This window comes from Streptomyces sp. NPDC002742 (genome assembly GCF_042888885.1).
Classification (GTDB): Bacteria; Actinomycetota; Actinomycetes; order Streptomycetales; family Streptomycetaceae; genus Streptomyces.
Genome location: NZ_JBIAQF010000014.1, coordinates 162,812 through 178,513, shown reverse-complemented (window position 1 = coordinate 178,513; position 15,702 = coordinate 162,812). Strand labels below are relative to the sequence as shown.

The 15,702-nt window shown below is 69.8% G+C and carries 13 protein-coding genes and 1 pseudogene; 11 read left to right on the top strand and 3 right to left on the bottom strand.

The genetic code is table 11. The features are described from left to right. Positions 1 to 122 precede the first annotated feature (122 nt). Both ACFYW8_RS25730 and ACFYW8_RS25725 read left to right on the top strand, forming a co-directional pair. Positions 123 to 2,459, top strand: a complete 2,337-nt coding sequence (locus ACFYW8_RS25730; RefSeq protein ID WP_389080464.1) for a heavy metal translocating P-type ATPase — start codon at positions 123 to 125, stop codon at positions 2,457 to 2,459. Continuing rightward, the gene (locus ACFYW8_RS25725; RefSeq protein ID WP_389080461.1) at positions 2,456 to 3,394 is read left to right on the top strand and encodes a GNAT family N-acetyltransferase; all 939 of its coding nucleotides are present in this window, start codon (positions 2,456 to 2,458) and stop codon (positions 3,392 to 3,394) included. Before ACFYW8_RS25730 ends, ACFYW8_RS25725 begins: the two co-directional genes overlap by 4 nt. A gap of 147 nt (positions 3,395 to 3,541) precedes the next feature. Here ACFYW8_RS25725 and ACFYW8_RS25720 read toward each other — a convergent pair whose 3' ends face one another. Both ACFYW8_RS25720 and ACFYW8_RS25715 read right to left on the bottom strand, forming a co-directional pair. Further along, complete coding sequence (locus ACFYW8_RS25720; protein ID WP_365869631.1) at positions 3,542 to 3,913, bottom strand: metalloregulator ArsR/SmtB family transcription factor; 372 nt, start codon at positions 3,911 to 3,913, stop codon at positions 3,542 to 3,544. An 85-nt stretch (positions 3,914 to 3,998) separates the two neighbouring features. Continuing rightward, on the bottom strand, positions 3,999 to 4,373 hold the full coding sequence (locus tag ACFYW8_RS25715; protein WP_389080457.1) for an ArsR/SmtB family transcription factor: 375 nt from the start codon (positions 4,371 to 4,373) through the stop codon (positions 3,999 to 4,001). A 111-nt stretch (positions 4,374 to 4,484) separates the two neighbouring features. On the opposite strand from ACFYW8_RS25715, the gene ACFYW8_RS25710 reads away from it, so the two are divergent. The 7 genes from ACFYW8_RS25710 to ACFYW8_RS25680 all read left to right on the top strand — a co-directional run bounded on the left by ACFYW8_RS25710 (position 4,485) and on the right by ACFYW8_RS25680 (position 12,230). Next, positions 4,485 to 5,849 carry an FAD-dependent oxidoreductase gene (locus tag ACFYW8_RS25710; protein ID WP_389080454.1) on the top strand — a complete coding sequence of 455 codons (1,365 nt, stop codon included), beginning with the start codon at positions 4,485 to 4,487 and terminating at the stop codon, positions 5,847 to 5,849. A gap of 4 nt (positions 5,850 to 5,853) precedes the next feature. Further along, on the top strand, positions 5,854 to 7,047 hold the full coding sequence (locus tag ACFYW8_RS25705) for an MFS transporter (RefSeq protein ID WP_389080451.1): 1,194 nt from the start codon (positions 5,854 to 5,856) through the stop codon (positions 7,045 to 7,047). Between the two features lie 250 nt (positions 7,048 to 7,297). Next, positions 7,298 to 8,512, top strand: a complete 1,215-nt coding sequence (locus ACFYW8_RS25700; protein ID WP_389080448.1) for a glycoside hydrolase family 3 N-terminal domain-containing protein — start codon at positions 7,298 to 7,300, stop codon at positions 8,510 to 8,512. A gap of 302 nt (positions 8,513 to 8,814) precedes the next feature. Continuing rightward, positions 8,815 to 10,089, top strand: a complete 1,275-nt coding sequence (locus ACFYW8_RS25695; RefSeq protein ID WP_389080445.1) for an MFS transporter — start codon at positions 8,815 to 8,817, stop codon at positions 10,087 to 10,089. Positions 10,090 to 10,206: 117 nt separating this feature from the next. After that, positions 10,207 to 10,761: a hypothetical protein gene (locus ACFYW8_RS25690; protein ID WP_365869637.1), complete on the top strand. Its 555-nt coding sequence runs from the start codon at positions 10,207 to 10,209 to the stop codon at positions 10,759 to 10,761. Between the two features lie 306 nt (positions 10,762 to 11,067). Next, the gene (locus tag ACFYW8_RS25685) at positions 11,068 to 11,532 is read left to right on the top strand and encodes a DUF3592 domain-containing protein (protein WP_389080442.1); all 465 of its coding nucleotides are present in this window, start codon (positions 11,068 to 11,070) and stop codon (positions 11,530 to 11,532) included. A 137-nt stretch (positions 11,533 to 11,669) separates the two neighbouring features. Continuing rightward, a complete protein-coding gene (locus ACFYW8_RS25680) occupies positions 11,670 to 12,230 on the top strand; it encodes a nitroreductase family protein (RefSeq protein WP_389080439.1) in 561 nt (186 codons plus the stop codon). A 14-nt stretch (positions 12,231 to 12,244) separates the two neighbouring features. On the opposite strand, the pseudogene ACFYW8_RS25675 reads toward ACFYW8_RS25680, so the two are convergent. After that, positions 12,245 to 12,503 (bottom strand): annotated as a pseudogene (locus tag ACFYW8_RS25675) (hypothetical protein); the annotation flags it as partial. 149 nt (positions 12,504 to 12,652) lie between these two features. On the opposite strand from ACFYW8_RS25675, the gene ACFYW8_RS25670 reads away from it, so the two are divergent. Continuing rightward, complete coding sequence (locus ACFYW8_RS25670) at positions 12,653 to 14,704, top strand: phosphocholine-specific phospholipase C (protein ID WP_389080436.1); 2,052 nt, start codon at positions 12,653 to 12,655, stop codon at positions 14,702 to 14,704. 52 nt (positions 14,705 to 14,756) lie between these two features. Next, the gene (locus ACFYW8_RS25665; RefSeq protein ID WP_389080433.1) at positions 14,757 to 15,596 is read left to right on the top strand and encodes a phospholipid scramblase-related protein; all 840 of its coding nucleotides are present in this window, start codon (positions 14,757 to 14,759) and stop codon (positions 15,594 to 15,596) included. Positions 15,597 to 15,702 lie beyond the last annotated feature (106 nt).

The following is a 15,702-nucleotide window of genomic DNA, read 5'->3' as shown; positions in this document are numbered from 1 at the left end:
CCGCCTCGTCCTGTTCGCACTGATCCTCGCCGTCTGCTTCACCGCCGCGTACGCACTCGGCGCCGTACTGCCACCCCAGTAACACCCCACCCATTTCACTCACTTGAAGGAGAGTGCAGTCCATGGCCGGCATCGTCACGACGGCTGCACCAGCCCTGGTCACGCTCGACATCGGCGGCATGACCTGCGGTGCCTGCTCAGCCCGCATCGAACGCAAACTCAACAAGCTCGACGGTGTCACCGCCGAGGTCAACTTCGCCCTGGAACGCGCCCACGTCAGCTTCGACGACCGCCACAGCCTCGACGACGTCATCTCGACCGTCGAGAAGATGGGCTACACGGCCGTCGAGCCCCCTCCGCCCGGGGAGGCACTTGCCCAGAGGCCCGCCGACAGCGAAGAGGAAGCCGCCGACCGCGAGCTCGCCTCCATGCGCCAACGCATCTGGGTCTGCCTCGCGCTGACCGTGCCCGTCATCGCCATGGCGATGATCACCCCCCTGCAGACCGACAACTGGCAGTGGCTCTCCCTCACCCTGGCCTCACCCGTCGCGGTCTGGGGGGCGTGGCCCTTCCACGCGGCCGCGTGGAAGAACCTGCGACAAGCCGGCGGCACCATGGACACCCTTGTCTCCATCGGCGTCCTGGCCTCCTACGGCTGGTCCCTGTACGCCCTCTTCTTCGGCTACGCCGGCGTGACCGGCATGCGGATGTCGTTCGTGATGACCCCCGTCCCCGGACAGGGCCTTCACCACATCTACCTCGAAGTCGCCACCTCCCTCACCCTGTTCGTCCTGGTCGGCCGCTATGCCGAACACCGTGCCAAACGCCGCGCAGGCAGCGCGGTGCGCGCGCTTCTCGAACTCGGCGCCAAGGACGTCACGGTCGTGCGGGCAGGGCAGGAAGCCACCCTGCCCATCACCCAACTCCGTGTGGGAGAACTCTTCGTCGTCCGCCCGGGCGAGAAGATCGCCACGGACGGGGTGGTCACCGAAGGCGCTTCCGCCGTCGACGCCTCCATGCTCACCGGGGAAAGCGTCCCGCAGGAGGTCGCCGCCGGAGACAGTGTGATCGGGGCGACGGTCAACACCAGCGGCCGCCTCGTCGTGCGCGCCGAACGCGTCGGCGCCGACACCCAGCTCGCCCACATCAGCCGCCTCGTCTCCGAAGCCCAGGCGGGCAAGGCACCCGTACAGCGCCTCGCCGACCGCGTCGCTGCCGTCTTCGTACCCGTGGTGCTCGCGATCGCCGTGGCCGTCTGCGGGTTCTGGCTCGGCAACGGCGGGGACGCCGCCGTCGCACTGACCGCAGCGGTCGCCGTGCTGGTCGTCGCCTGCCCCTGCGCGCTCGGACTGGCCACCCCCACCGCCCTGCTGGTCGGCACCGGCCGCGGCGCACAGCTCGGCATCGTCATCCGCGGCCCCCACATCCTGGAGTCCACCCGCCGCATCGACACGATCGTGCTCGACAAGACGGGCACCGTCACCACCGGAACCATGCAGCTCATCGACGTCGCCTGCGCCGACGGTGTCGACCGCGACGAGCTGCTGACCCTGGCCGGCGCCGTCGAGCACGCCTCCGAACACCCCATCGCCGCGGCCGTCACCGCCGCGGCCCGCGCCCTGACGAAGCAGCTGCCCCCGGTCAGCGACTTCCAGACCGACGCCGGCTACGGTGTGAGCGGGCGCGTCGACGACCGGGAGGTCATCGCCGGGCGTCCTGCCTGGGCCGCAGACCGCATGACCATGCCCGAGAAGCTTGCCGCGCAGCTGGCGGCCGCCGAACAGCGAGGCTGCACACTGGTCGCCGTCGGCTGGGAGGGACAGGTCCGCGGCCTGCTCCTCGTCGCCGACGAAGCCAAACCCACCAGCCGCCGGGCCATCGACGAACTGCGCCGGCTCGGCCTGACTCCCATCCTCCTCACCGGCGACAACGCGGGCGCGGCTGCCCGCATCGCCGCGGAGATGGCCATCACCGATGTCGAGGCCGAGGTCCTGCCCCAGGACAAGGCGGCCGTGGTCCGCCGGCTTCAGGAGCAAGGCCACACCGTCGCCATGGTCGGCGACGGTGTCAACGACGCCGCAGCCCTGGCCCAGGCCGACCTGGGCATCGCGATCGGAGGCGGCACGGATGCCGCCATCGAAGCCAGCGACATCACCCTGGTCCGCGGGGACCTCCGTGATGCCGCCGACGCCGTCCGTCTTTCCCGCCGCACGCTGGGCACCATCAAGGGCAATCTGTTCTGGGCGTTCGTCTACAACCTGGCCGGGATCCCGCTGGCAGCCTCCGGCACCCTCAACCCGATGATCGCCGGAGCCGCCATGGCACTGTCCAGCATCTTCGTCGTCACCAACAGCCTGCGCCTGCGCCGCTTCAGGGCCCGGCCACGCGATGACGTGTCTGCCCCGCCGAGGAACGCGGCCCGGTCCGCATCGCCCAAGACGCCGGTCGCCGCCTCGTGAGAGTCAACTCCAAGGGCCTGGCCATAGCCCTCATAGACGTCGAACAGGCCGTCAACGGCGAGTGGCAGCACTACGCCCACGACGTCGACGTCATCCGAGTCCAGGGCCCGCCCGCCCACACCTGGCCCCGGCTGCGGGAAGCGGGGTTCCTGCCCAAACCGCAGGTTCTGGAGTGGCGGGCCGGCACCTGCGAAAGCGAGGAGGCCTATCTCGCGACGCTGGCCCGCAAAGACCGCTACGACATCCGTATCGCCTATCGCAACGCGGCAGACGCCCACCTCTCCCTCACCACCGAAGCCCTCACCGCCGCCTCGCTGGAGGACTTCCTTGCCCTGTACGAGCAGGAGATCGGCCGGATGCGGCACGGCTGGGCCGTGGCGGTCGAGCAGCGCGACCGGATTCTGGACGAGGCGGACACCTACTTCGCCGTGGTGGCCCGGTCCGGTGGGGAACTGGTCGGTGCTTGCCTCAGCCAGGACCTGAAACCGGCCGACGAGATCCGTGCCCGCTTCTCCGCCGTGACGGCCGAACAGCGCAGCAGCAGTCTGGCACGAGTGCTGTACTGGGAGACCCTGCGCGAGGCCCGTCTGCGAGGACGGGCCAGGGTCTGCCTCGGCCGTGACGTCAATCTCTACGGTCACGTCGGGAACGCGGGACTGTTCAGTTTCAAGTCCCGGCTGGGCTTTGCGGCAGTTCCCTCCCAGCGGGCCGAGCCGGCCGGCGGGTCGCACCAGGCCGACCGTGTTGTCCGGCTCACCGCACTGAGCGATCCGGCTCTGGTGCTGTCCTACGGGCCGGCGGACGATGCTGCGGCAGCGGTCGCGTCCGCGCTCTGTCTCAACGTCTTCACCACGGACGCCGCGTCGCTCGATGTCCGCCCCTACCGGGGTGTCGAACTGGCGGGAACGGTGGTGCACGAGCTCAAGAGCGGCTGAGCCGTGGGGGCGTCACCGGCCGGCGTGCCGGTGGCGCCCCCATGCCTTGTCCACCTGCGCGCCGTCGGATGACGGTACGGGCACGTGGAGGAAGCACCGTGACGGGGCGGGGTGCGGCAAGGGCCCTGGTTCGGCCGGGTCCGGGTGTCAGGCGCGGGCGGGCAGGACCAATACGGCGGCGAGCGCCGTGAGGACCCGGGGATCGATGCGGTAGTAGACCCAGGTGCGGCGGCGCTGCGACGTCAGCAGTCCGGCCTCGCGCAGTTTTTTGAGGTGATGGGAGACCGTGGGCTGCGAGACCCCTACGTCGGCGATGTCGCAGACGCAGGCCTCTCCGGCGGGGTGCGAGGCCACACGGGACAGCAGGCGCAGCCGGATCGGGTCGGAAAGAGCCTTGAACAAAGCTGCCAGCTTCTCCGCGTCCAGGGCCGACAGCTCGGCGGCGATGATGGGGGAGCAGCAGGGGACGACCGCGCCGGCAGCGGCCTCCTCGGGCGGAACCGTACTCAGGTTCGACATGTCTCTATTTTTGCATGTGTCGAAACAGCGGGCAATGGCCCGACGGGTGGAGAGTGCGGGCCCGTCGGCCGTGTGCCGCGGCAGGTCAGGCGTGGGTCGCGGCGTCCCGTTCCTGCAGTGCCAGGAGCGCGGACATGGCCGCCACCGGTTGCGGGGCGATGCGGTAGTAGATCCAGGTTCCGCGGCGCTCCGACGTCAGCAGTCCCGCCTCGCGAAGCCTCTTCAGGTGATGGGAGACGGTCGGCTGGGACACCCCCACGTCGGAGATGTCGCACACGCACGCTTCGCCGTCGGGGTGTGAAGCCACCCGCGAGAACAGGCGCAGCCGTACGGGATCCGCGAGCGCCTTGAACATCGAGGCCATCTTCTCGGCGTCGATCTCCGACAGTGCCGCGGAAGTGAGGGGTGCGCAGCAAGGGGTCGTCTGCTGCTGCGGGTCCGCGTTCCGGGGTTTAGACATGCATCTATGTTGACACTCGTCGATATCCGAGGCAAGCTGGCGAAGGTAGCATAGATAGTTATCTAATCAGTAGTCGGTCGGCGCCCCTCACCACAGCGAAGGACAGAAACGATGACCGCACCAGTCCCCGCGGAACTCCCCGTCGTCATCATCGGGGCAGGCCCCGTCGGCCTCGCGGCCGCAGCCCACCTCATCGACCGCGGCCTCGACCCCCTCATCCTCGAGAGCGGCCCCACCGCCGCCACCTCCGTCCGCGACTGGGGCCACGTCCGCCTCTTCTCCACCTGGGACGAAGTCATCGACCCCGCCGCGGAGAAGCTCCTCGCCGCCACCACCTGGACCCGGCCCGACGGCGCCACCTACCCCACCGGCGCAGCCTGGGCCGACAACTACCTGCAGCCCCTCGCCGATGCCCTCACCACCCGCATCCGCTACAACACCACCGTCACCGGCATCGCCCGCCAAGGACGCGACCGCATCGTCGACGCCGACCGCGACCAGCAGCCCTTCACGCTCCACACCACCCACGGCGACGGCAGCGAATCCCGCATCCTGGCCGGCGCGGTCATCGACGCCTCGGGCACCTGGACCACCCCCAGCCCCGCCGGCGCCAACGGCCTGCCCGCCCTCGGCGAGCGATCCCTCACCGACCGCATCACCTACCGCGTGCCGGACCTCAGCAGCGACCAGGACCGCAACCGCTACGTGGGCAAGCGCACGGCCGTCATCGGCAGCGGCGCCTCCGCCTTCACCGCCCTCGCCTCCCTCGCCGAACTCGCCAGGACCGCGCCCGGCACCCACGGCGTCTGGATCCTGCGCCGGGGCATCGGCACCGCCACCTACGGAGGCGGCGAAGCGGACCAGCTCCCCGCCCGCGGAGCCCTCGGCCTCGCCGCCAAGGCGGCGGTCGACGCCGGACACGCACACGCTCTCACCGGCTTCCGCCTCGCCGAGATCTCCCACAACACGGACGGAACCCTCACCCTCGTCTCCGACGACGGCACTCGCTCCGAGCCCGTCGACGAGATCATCGTTCTGACCGGCTTCCGCCCCGACCTCTCCTACCTCGGCGAAGTCCGCCTCCGCCTTGACGAACGCCTCCAGGCACCCACCGACCTGGCCCCCCTCATCGACCCCAACGTCCACTCCTGCGGCACGGTCTACCCCCACGGCGAAAAGGAACTCGCCCACCCCGAGCACAACCTCTACCTCGTCGGCATGAAGTCCTACGGCCGCGCCCCGACCTTCCTCGCCATGACCGGATATGAGCAGGTCCGCTCCATCGCAGCCGCCCTCGCCGGCGACCGGGAAGCCGCCGAACGGGTCGAGCTCACCCTCCCCGAAACCGGTGTCTGCGGCGGATCCGGCCTCTACGACGAACCCGCGGGCGAAGACTCCGGCGGCAGTTGCTGCGCAACGCCGCAGACCCTCCAGATCGGCATCGGAGCCCCGGCCGGCTTCACCACCGGCAACTGACGCTGTGCAGCCCGTCGCAGCCCGGCCGGACACCGACCCAGGTCACCGTCCACGCCGGGCTCTGCCGGCGCTCTGCGCGACCCAGATCACCAGCTGGGGAATCGTCTACTACGCCTTCCCCGTCCTCAACCCGCAGATCACCCGCGACACCGGCTGGCCACCCGGCGCCACCACAGCCGCCTTCTCTCTCGCACTGATCGCCTCCGCGCTCACCGGCATCCCCGTCGGCCGCGTCATCGACCGTCACGGGCCGCGCCTCGTCATGACCGCGGGCTCCGTCCTGGCCACCGTCGCGCTGCTGCTGATCGCCGCCGCGCCGAACCTGCTCTGCTTCACCGCCGGCTGGCTCCTCGCCGGGACAGCGATGGCCGCGATCCTCTACCAGCCGGCCTTCACCGCGCTCACCAGGTGGTGGGCCCCCCGCCACGTCCGGGCTCTCACCTACGTGACCCTGGCCGGCGGTCTCGCCTCCACCCTCTTCGCCCCCATCACCGCGGCCCTCTCGGCCCATCTGTCCTGGCGGGCCACCTATGCGGTCCTGGCCCTCCTCCTGGCGGCCGTCACCGTCCCCGCCCACGCGATCGCCCTCGACGCCCCCTGGCCAAGGGTCCATCCGTCCACGGCGAAGCCTTCGGCGACCACGGCTGCGCACGTGGAACACACGCGAACGTTCTGGATCCTTGCCGGAGCCCTCACCCTCTCCGCGCTGGCCACCTACGCCGTGGTGATCGCCCTGGTACCCCTGCTCATCGAACGCGGCTACACCACCTCTCAAGCAGCGTGGGCCCTCGGCCTGGGCGGAGCGGGACAGACACTCGGGCGCACCCTCTACGCACGCCTTGCCGGCCGTACGAGCCCTGCCCGTCGGGCAACAGTGCTGATGGCGCTCGGCGGGGCCGCAACCGTCGCCCTCGCCCTGACCTCAGGGCCCTACGCACTGATCGTCGCGCTCTCCCTGACCGCAGGCATGGTGCGGGGCAACCTCACTCTTCTTCAGGCAACAGCGGTGACCGACCGATGGGGAGCCGCGGACTACGGCCGGCTGTCCGGAATTCTCGGCGCCCCCGTCACCGCCGCTTCGGCCGTCGCCCCCTTCGCGAGCGCCGTGCTGGCGGGTCCCGTCGGCGGCTACGCGCCACTCTTCCTGGCCCTTGCCTCGCTCGCCTTTGTCGCATCGGTGCTGTCCTGTGCCACCTGAGGAGAGGCTCCGTGAGAGTTCGGGGCCTTTCATCGCGCTTGAGGGCGGGGTCTCCGGGACCGGGGCTTCATGGCCGAACGAACGGGGGCGCGGTCTGCTGGACGGCTCAAGAACGAGGCGGACGGCCAGGCCGCAGGAATCCATCCGTACGCACCCCGGTCCCGTGGAGATGCGTGCGGGTAGCATGAACTGGGAGCCGACCACCCGCTACAAGACACGAACATCCCGCAGCAGGCACCGGAGCGTCTCCATGGCATCGCACCGTTCACCCACCCACCGCGCCGCCGGCAAGCGTCCTGTCCTGCTCGCGTCTTCGCTGGCACTGGCGTTGGCGGCGGTCGGAGTGGTCGGCGTGGAGGTCTCCCAGGCCGCCCCGGTCGGCACGTCCGCCGGGAGCGCCAAGTTCGCGGCGGCCACGTGCGCCGACAGGACCTTCAGGGCGATGACGGTCTCGCAGCGGGTCGGCCAGCTCTTCATGGGATCGGTCACGCCGTCCGCTCCGGACAGCAAGCGGATCCAGCTCATGCGCCAGTACCACGTGGGCTCGGTGTTCCTGGCCGGGCGGAGCAAGGCCGGGACGCAGGCGACGAAGACACTGGTCGACGGCCTTCAGGCGAACGCGGACAGCGCGGCAGGACGTCGTGTGGGCCTCCTGGTCTCGACCGACCAGGAGGGCGGACGGGTACAGGTGCTGTCCGGCCCCGGGTTCTCGACCATCCCGAGTGCCCTGACCCAGGGGAGCTGGACGACGGACAAACTGCGCGGTGAGGCCGCTGTGTGGGCCAAGGAGCTCAAGTCGGCCGGCGTGAACCTGAACCTCGCGCCCGTCGCGGATGTCGTACCGGCGAGTCTGGGCACGGCCAACGCTCCGATCGGTCGATACGACCGCGAGTTCGGTCATACGGCCGCGACGGTGGCTCCCCACAGCGACGCGTTCCTCGCGGGCTCCGCCCAGTCCGGGGTGCTGGCCACGCTCAAGCACTTCCCCGGGCTCGGCAGCGTCGTCGGTAACACCGACACCACGGCCAACGTCGTGGACACCGTGACAACGAGCAAGAGCTCAAGCGTCACAACGTTCAAGTCCGGCGTCGAGGCCGGGGCGCCGGTCGTCATGATCTCCTCCGCCACCTACAGCAGGATCGACCCGAAGAACCGGGCCGCGTTCTCCTCGACGGTGATCCAGACACTGCTCCGCAAGGAGGTGGGTTTCAAGGGCGTGGTCGTGTCGGACGACCTGGGGAACGCGGTGGCGGTCAAGACCGTGTCCCCGGGCGACCGCGCGGTCAAGTTCCTGTCGGCCGGCGGTGACTTGGTGCTGACCGTCGAACCGAACCTGATCCCGGCGATGACCACGGCGGTACAGACTCGGATGACGCGGAGCGAGAGCTTCCGCTGGCAAGTGGAACAGAGCGTCCATCGCGTCCTCAATGCCAAGCAGAAAGCAGGCCTGCTGTCCTGCGGATGACCGGGACTGTGCCGACGGTGCCGTCGGCGCCGTAACCGGGCCCCGGCCGTCCCTTGCCGCGGCGTGTGCGCCACGTTCTGGCGGCCGGATCGGCCAGGTCGTCGCGGTCGTACCACTGGTCGGGGCGAAGCGCCGGGTGCCGGGGGTCAGGTGTCGGGTGCCGGCGTCACGGTGAGCCGCCGGAACGGGCTCCGGCCCGGGAATCCAGGTGACCGCCGAGGTCGGCGCCGCTTACCATCGGGCGCCGCAGTCCTGTTCCTCCTTTCCTGATCGGCCATCGCGTGAAGTCCTTGGTTCCTGGCGTGCTGCGTGATGAGCCGCAGTTCGCCCGGCTGTTCGTCGGGCAGTCCCTGTCGGTGGTGGGCGACCGTATGTCGTTCGTGACCGTGCCCTTCGCCGTGCTCTCGGTGGGCGGGTCCGCCTCCGACGTGGGGCTGCTGGCGGCGGCAGGGCTCCTGCCCATGCTGCTCTTCGCCCTGGTGGGTGGGGTTTGGGCGGACCGATTCCAGCGGCACCGCATCATGCTGGTCTCGGACCTGGTGCGGTTCGTCGTGCAGGGGCTCGCCGCGGTTCTGCTGCTGACCGGCGTCGCCGAGGTTTCGCATCTTGTTCTGCTGATGATCGTGTTCGGCACGGCGGACGCGTTCTTCATGCCGGCGGCCACCGGACTGATGCCGCTGGTCGTCGGGGCCGACCGACTGCGGGAGGCGAACGCCCTGCGCGGGTTCGTCCAGTCGGCCGGGCTGGTGGTCGGTCCGGCCCTGGCCGGGTTGCTGGTCGCGTCGACCGGCCCTGGCGGCGCCTTGGCGGTGGACGCCCTGACCTTCGCGGTGAGTGCCTGGTTCCTGGCCCGGCTGAGACCCCGCAGCATGGCACCCGAGACGATGCGGCTCGCCCCCGGAGGACGGTTCCTCGGGGAACTGCGCGCCGGCTGGGCCCAGTTGCGCGGTCGGACGTGGGTGTGGTCCGGCATGGCCGCCATAGCGGTCTACCACGTCGTCGTACTTCCGTCGGTGTTCGTGCTGGGGCCCGTCCTGGCCCAGGACGAGTGGGGCGGCGCGGCGAGCTGGTCGGTCGTGACCGTGGGCTTCGGTATCGGCTCCATCGTCGGAGACGTCTGCGCCTACCGGCTCAAGGTCAGCCGTCCCATGGCGCTGGCCGCCGCGGCGCTCGCCGTGGGCTCCTGCCAGGCGCTCATCATCGGGTCCGGCGCAAATCTCGCTCTGATAGCGACTCTTGAAGCGGTTACCGGCGTTGCCGTGTCCCTCTTCTTCGTCATCTGGGAAACCGCACTGCAGACGCACATACCCGAATCCGCCCTGTCCCGTGTCAGCTCCTACGACTATCTGCTGTCGGAGGGACTCATGCCGGTGGGGCTCGTGCTCGCGGGCCCGGTGTCCGAGTCCTTCGGCGTGCGACCCACGCTGTACGCGATGACCGTCATCGCGGTCCCCGCCGCCCTCGCACTTCTCTGTGTCCCGGCCGTACGGCGCCTTCCGGCCCGAGCCTCCGACGCGGCAAGGGTCGTCGACAGCATCCAGGCAGGCACGGAAACCGGTGTGCCGTGCGGCGGGTGAGCGACAACTGCCGCCGCCGGAACCCGCGTTCCACCCCGGGCGTCAGTGGCCCGACCCGCTTCCGAAGGTTCGGCCGGTGATCCGTTACGCTGCGGGCCGTTGATCGCAAAGGAAGACATGTTCAAGCGACTTGTGACCGCCGCAGTGACGGCAGTGCTGATAGCCGGGCTCGGCGCGTGCGGCCGAGGGGGTGACGTCCAGCACCAGAGCACGGGCTCGGTGGGCGTGGGCCAGGACAGCGGGAGCACGGCGGAGGAGCACCGGCCGGACCCGGCCACCACGACGGACGCGAGCGTCTTCGGCCTCCGGGACGAGGTCCGCCACCTCGCCGCCAGGACCACCCGCGCCACACGGCCGCACACGACCAAGAAGTGCGCCACTACCACGCGGCGGGTCAAACACACGACAAGCACCGGGTCGGGCACCAAGCGGCGCACCCGCACCTCGTACTCCACCGAGCAGTCCAGGACCTGCAAGCAGGTCGTCAGCGGAACCGAGACCTACACGCGCGTCGTCCGGCCGGAACGGTGGTGCGTCAGTCTGGACGACCTCGACGGCGACGCGACGAAGGACGACGTCTGGTACCGGGTCAGCAGGACGACCTACGACGCGGCCATCGGCACGGACAGGCACGCCCGCATGGCCTTCACCCCCAAGGGCAGCGACTGCTGAGCTGGAGACGAACCGGCCGTCTCCTGCCCGCCCGATGCCGAGCTGTCGGGCGGGCTGGTCGGTACTGATGGAACGGAAGTGACCCGGAGCCCGTCTTGGTGCGGAGGGGGCGCGCGGCCCGTTCTTCCGGCGGGCCGGATGGCGGTGCCCGGACCGGCCCGGTCCGGGCCGCGAGCCGCGGTGCGTCGGCCATGTCGGGTGAACCCGTCCGGCGTGTGCGGCGTCCTGGGGCGAGCGCCCTGCCGGTCGCAGCGCCTCACTCGTTCTGACGCGCCATCAGCACCATTTGCGCCAAAGGAACTTCGAATGACCTTCATCGCGCTTGTGTTCGTCGCCATCAGTTCTCTGTTCGTGCTCGCCCCGATCGTCATGGCGGTGAAAGCGGTGAACCGGGTCCGCTGGCGGACCCGGGCGCAGCGGCACGGTCTGCGGACCGAGGGCAGATGCATAAGAATCGAGACGGTGCGGCGCTCCGGCGGCGGTCGTCCCTCCTCGTTGCGACGCCACTACCTCTTCGAGTTCGTCACGCAGGACGGTCGACAGGTCCGGTTCGAGGACGCCGCTCCGGACACCACCGTCCCTGGTGACCTGTTCACCGTCTCCTATCTGCCGGAGCGCCCGGACAAGGCCACGGTTGCCCTGCCCGGCGACCGCCGGGCCCAGCGGGAACTCGGCTGCCTTCTCGTGTTCCTGGCCTTCTTCCTCACCACGTCACTGGTCATCGCCGGGGTCGGGATCGGCGTGCTCTCCCTGTTCGCGGGTGGCAGCTAGGGAGTGCATCGGGTCGTGATCGATCTGCGGGTTCCCCCGCGTGTGGATCTTCGTTCCGGTGGATCGTCCGGTGTGGGGCGGTGCCCGCGCTCGCACCGGCCGGAATACGCACTCGCGGTCGCCGGTTGCAGCGGAACATGCACGATCATCAGGAGCCGCCCATCGGCATACACCCGCTGCTTGCCGGGCGTTTCAGCCCCTACCGGTTCGATCCGTCCGTGGTTGTCGACGACCACGCCGTCGGTCTGCTGCTGGAAGCCGCGCGGTGGGCGCCGTCGGCGGGGAACTCCCAGCCGTGGGGCTTCTTCACCGGAAGGCCCGGTGAGCCGGAGCACGACCGGGTGCTCCCTCACCTTGCGCCGAGCTCGGCCCGCTGGGCGACGGACGCGAGCCTGCTCGTCGTCACGCTGACGCGCCGACACATCGATGACACGCGGCTGCTCTACTCCGAGTTCGCGGACTACGACCTCGGCCAGGCCGTCGCCCACATGACTGTTCAGGCCCAGGCGATGGGGCTGGCCGCGCACCAATTCCGGGCCTTCGACCTGGAAGGGCTCACCAAGGAGCTGGACCCGACCCCTGGCTGGGTGATCGTCTCCATGGTCGCCGTGGGCAAGGCGGTCGACGGACCGCCGGAGGGCCGCGCCCGGTACAGCGTCGCGCACTTGCGCTCCGCTCCCTGGTCACCGGCGGAGTGACGGCCGAGTCATGATCAATGAGCGGCCCGGGTGAGATCCTTGTTCCGGATCATCGAGGCACGGAGGCGGCGACCGGCGAGGCGGCTGCCTGGGGTCTTGTCGTAGCGGGTGGCAACGCCGCGCCAGGACTTGAGCGTGTTGATCAGACGCTCGACGGTGTTCCGCTCCTTGTAGAGCTCGGCGTCGTGACTGACAGGCCGCCCCGCCGCGGGCGCCCTTCTTCCGGTCGGCGGTCGGGTCCTTCTTCTCAGGGATGACCGCCTTGGTGCCGCGTCCGGAATCGTTCGCTTCGCGTACCGCCGAGTTTCACGCAAGGGATACAGGGCCCTTTCCTGACGTTTGGTGCGCTTGGAACACTCCCTTCGCGCACGTTCCAGCACCCCCCGGCCCATGGGCCCGTCAGGACAAGAGGTCACCCACTCATGCCTCAAACGAATCGGCGCCGATTCCTCCAACTCGCCGGTGGTACAGCGGCGTTCACCACGCTGTCCGGCAGCATCCAGCGGGCGGCGGCTCTGCCGGCGCACCGCCGTTCGGGCACGATCGAGGACGTCGAGCACATCGTCGTCCTGATGCAGGAGAACCGTTCGTTCGACCACTACTTCGGTTCGATGAGGGGCGTCCGCGGCTTCGGCGACCCTCGTCCGGCCACCACGACGGGCACCAAGTCCGTCTGGTACCAGTCGGACGGCACCAAGGACGTGCTCCCCTTCCATCCGGAGGCGGACGACCTCGGACTCGCTTTCATCCAGGACCTCCCGCACGGCTGGAGCGACGGGCACGCCGCGTTCAACAAGGGCAGGTACGACAAGTGGGTGCCCGCCAAGTCGGCGACGACGATGGCCTATCTGACGCGTGATGACATCCCGTTCCACTACGCGCTGGCCGACTCGTTCACCATCTGCGACGCGTACCACTGCTCGTTCATCGGCTCCACGGACCCCAACCGCTACTACATGTGGACGGGTTACACGGGCAACGACGGCAAGGGCGGCGGCCCGGTTCTCGGCAACGACGAGGCGGGGTACGGCTGGACGACCTACCCGGAGCGGCTGGAAGCGGCCGGGATCTCCTGGAAGGTCTACCAGGACGTCGGCGACGGGCTCGACGCGAACGGCTCCTGGGGCTGGATCCCCGACGCCTACCGGGGCAACTACGGGGACAACTCGCTGCTGTACTTCAACCAGTACCGCGACGCCAAGCCCGGCGACCCGCTGTACGACAAGGCCCGCACCGGCACCGACGCCCGCAAGGGCGAGTGCTTCTTCGACCAGCTCCGGGCCGACGTGCAGGGCGGGACGCTGCCGCAGATCTCCTGGATCGCCGCTCCCGAGGCGTTCAGCGAGCACCCCAACTGGCCCGCCAACTACGGCGCCTGGTACATCTCCAAGGTGCTGGACGCGCTCACCTCCGACCCCGAGGTGTGGAGCAGGACGGCGCTGTTCATCACGTACGACGAGAACGACGGGTTCTTCGACCACCTGGTCCCGCCGTTCCCGCCGCAGTCCGCGTCGCAGGGCAGGTCCACGGTCGACGTCGGCCCGGACCTCTACGCGGGTGACGCGGGCCGTGCCGCCGGACCGTACGGACTGGGCCAGCGGGTGCCGATGCTCGTCGTCTCGCCCTGGAGCAAGGGCGGTTACGTCTGCTCCGAGACGCTCGACCACACCTCGATCATCCGGTTCATGGAAGCCCGGTTCGGGGTGCGCGAGCCCAACATCTCGCCCTGGCGGCGCGCCATCAGCGGCGACCTCACCGCCGCCTTCGACTTCGGCCACAAGGACACCGAGCCGGTCGCGCTGCCCGACACCGACGGCTACCGGCCGCCGGACGCCAACCGTCACCCCGACTATGTGCCGACCCCGCCCGCGAACCCCGTCCTGCCCAGGCAGGAGCGCGGCTCGCGCCCGGCCCGTCCCCTCAAGTACGCACCTCTGGTGGACGGTTCGGCGGACACCGCGGCCGGCAAGTACACGCTGACCTTCGGCTCAGGGGCCAAGGCCGGCGCGGCCTTCCTCGTCACCTCCGGCAACCGCGCCGACGGCCCCTGGACGTACACCACCGAAGCGGGCAAAACCATCTCGGACACCTGGAACTCCGCGTACTCCGGCGGCTCGTACGACCTCACGGTGCACGGTCCGAACGGTTTCCTGCGTACGTTCAAGGGCGCCGGCAAGGCGGCGGGGCCCGAGGTCACCGCCCGCCACACCGGCTGCGACGTGGAGCTCACGCTCGTCAACAAGGGTGCCGCCACGGCAACGCTCACGCTCACGAACGGCTACGGCGGACAGCCTCAGGCCTTCCGGGTGCGGGCGGGCGCGACCGTGAAGTACACGGTGGACCTGCGGGCGAGCAAATGCTGGTACGACCTCACCGTCGTATCCGACAAGGAGGCGGGCTTCCTGCGGCGATTCGCCGGACATGTCGAGAATGGGCAGCCCGGTGTCAGCGACCCCGCCCTCATCACCGTCTGATGGATGCCCGACTGCCGGTTGATTTCCGGGTGTGTCGCGGTAGTGTGCCCCGGTGACCACGCATTCGAACACTCCTGCAGGTTGGTACCCGGACCCGAACGGGACGCCGCAGACGCAGCGTTACTGGGACGGCTCGCAGTGGACCGACCAGCAGGCTCCGGCCGCCCAGCAGGTGCCCCAGCAGGCCCAGCCGCCGCAGCAGGCGTTCCCTCAGCAGGCTGCGGCCCCCGACCCGCGCGTTCAGCGTCAGGTGCAGCAGCAGGCCGGGGTGGCGCCGAGCGGTGTCGGCGGCGGCACGATGTTCACCGAGCCGGTCCTGGTGGTGAACCAGAAGGCCAAGCTGATCGAGCTGACCAACGAGTACAAGGTCATGGACCAGCAGGGCAACCTGATCGGCTCGGTCGTCGAGGTCGGGCAGGGCGTGTTCAAGAAGATCCTGCGCTTCGTCTCCAACCTCGACCAGTTCCTGACGCACCGGCTGGAGATCCGTGACGCGCACGGCCAGCCGCAGCTGCTGCTCACACGCCCCGCGAAGATATTCAAGTCGCGGGTGGTCGTGACGCGTCCGGACGGTTCGGCCGTCGGCGAGATCGTGCAGCAGAACATGATCGGCAAGATCAACTTCGCGATGAACGTCAACGGCCAGAAGGTCGGCGCGATCAAGGCGGAGAACTGGCGAGCCTGGAACTTCGCGATCGTCGACCACGCGGAGAACGAGGTGGCCCGGATCACGAAGACCTGGGAAGGTCTCGCCAAGACGATGTTCACGACCGCGGACAACTACGTCCTGCAGATCCACTTCCAGCTCCCCGAGCCGCTGCTGAGCCTCGTCGTCGCGACGGCGCTGACCGTCGACACGGCGCTCAAGCAGGACTCCCGCGGACTGGGCTGACCGGCTGCGGTCGTACGGAAGGGGGGGGGGGGGGGGGGCACCCCCCCCCCCCCCCCCCCGCCCCCCCCCGCCCCCCCACCCGCGCCCGTCGGGGGGGGGTGACAGG

What these genes read in the sequence shown, in the direction of transcription:
- ACFYW8_RS25715 (WP_389080457.1), bottom strand. Translation starts at nt 4,373, where the DNA reads ATGTCTAAACCCCGGAACGCGGACCCGCAGCAGCAGACGACCCCTTGC.
- ACFYW8_RS25680 (WP_389080439.1), top strand. Translation starts at nt 11,670, where the DNA reads ATGCACGATCATCAGGAGCCGCCCATCGGCATACACCCGCTGCTTGCC.
- ACFYW8_RS25685 (WP_389080442.1), top strand. Translation starts at nt 11,068, where the DNA reads ATGACCTTCATCGCGCTTGTGTTCGTCGCCATCAGTTCTCTGTTCGTG.
- ACFYW8_RS25670 (WP_389080436.1), top strand. Translation starts at nt 12,653, where the DNA reads ATGCCTCAAACGAATCGGCGCCGATTCCTCCAACTCGCCGGTGGTACA.
- ACFYW8_RS25720 (WP_365869631.1), bottom strand. Translation starts at nt 3,913, where the DNA reads ATGTCGAACCTGAGTACGGTTCCGCCCGAGGAGGCCGCTGCCGGCGCG.
- ACFYW8_RS25710 (WP_389080454.1), top strand. Translation starts at nt 4,485, where the DNA reads ATGACCGCACCAGTCCCCGCGGAACTCCCCGTCGTCATCATCGGGGCA.
- ACFYW8_RS25730 (WP_389080464.1), top strand. Translation starts at nt 123, where the DNA reads ATGGCCGGCATCGTCACGACGGCTGCACCAGCCCTGGTCACGCTCGAC.
- ACFYW8_RS25690 (WP_365869637.1), top strand. Translation starts at nt 10,207, where the DNA reads ATGTTCAAGCGACTTGTGACCGCCGCAGTGACGGCAGTGCTGATAGCC.
- ACFYW8_RS25700 (WP_389080448.1), top strand. Translation starts at nt 7,298, where the DNA reads ATGGCATCGCACCGTTCACCCACCCACCGCGCCGCCGGCAAGCGTCCT.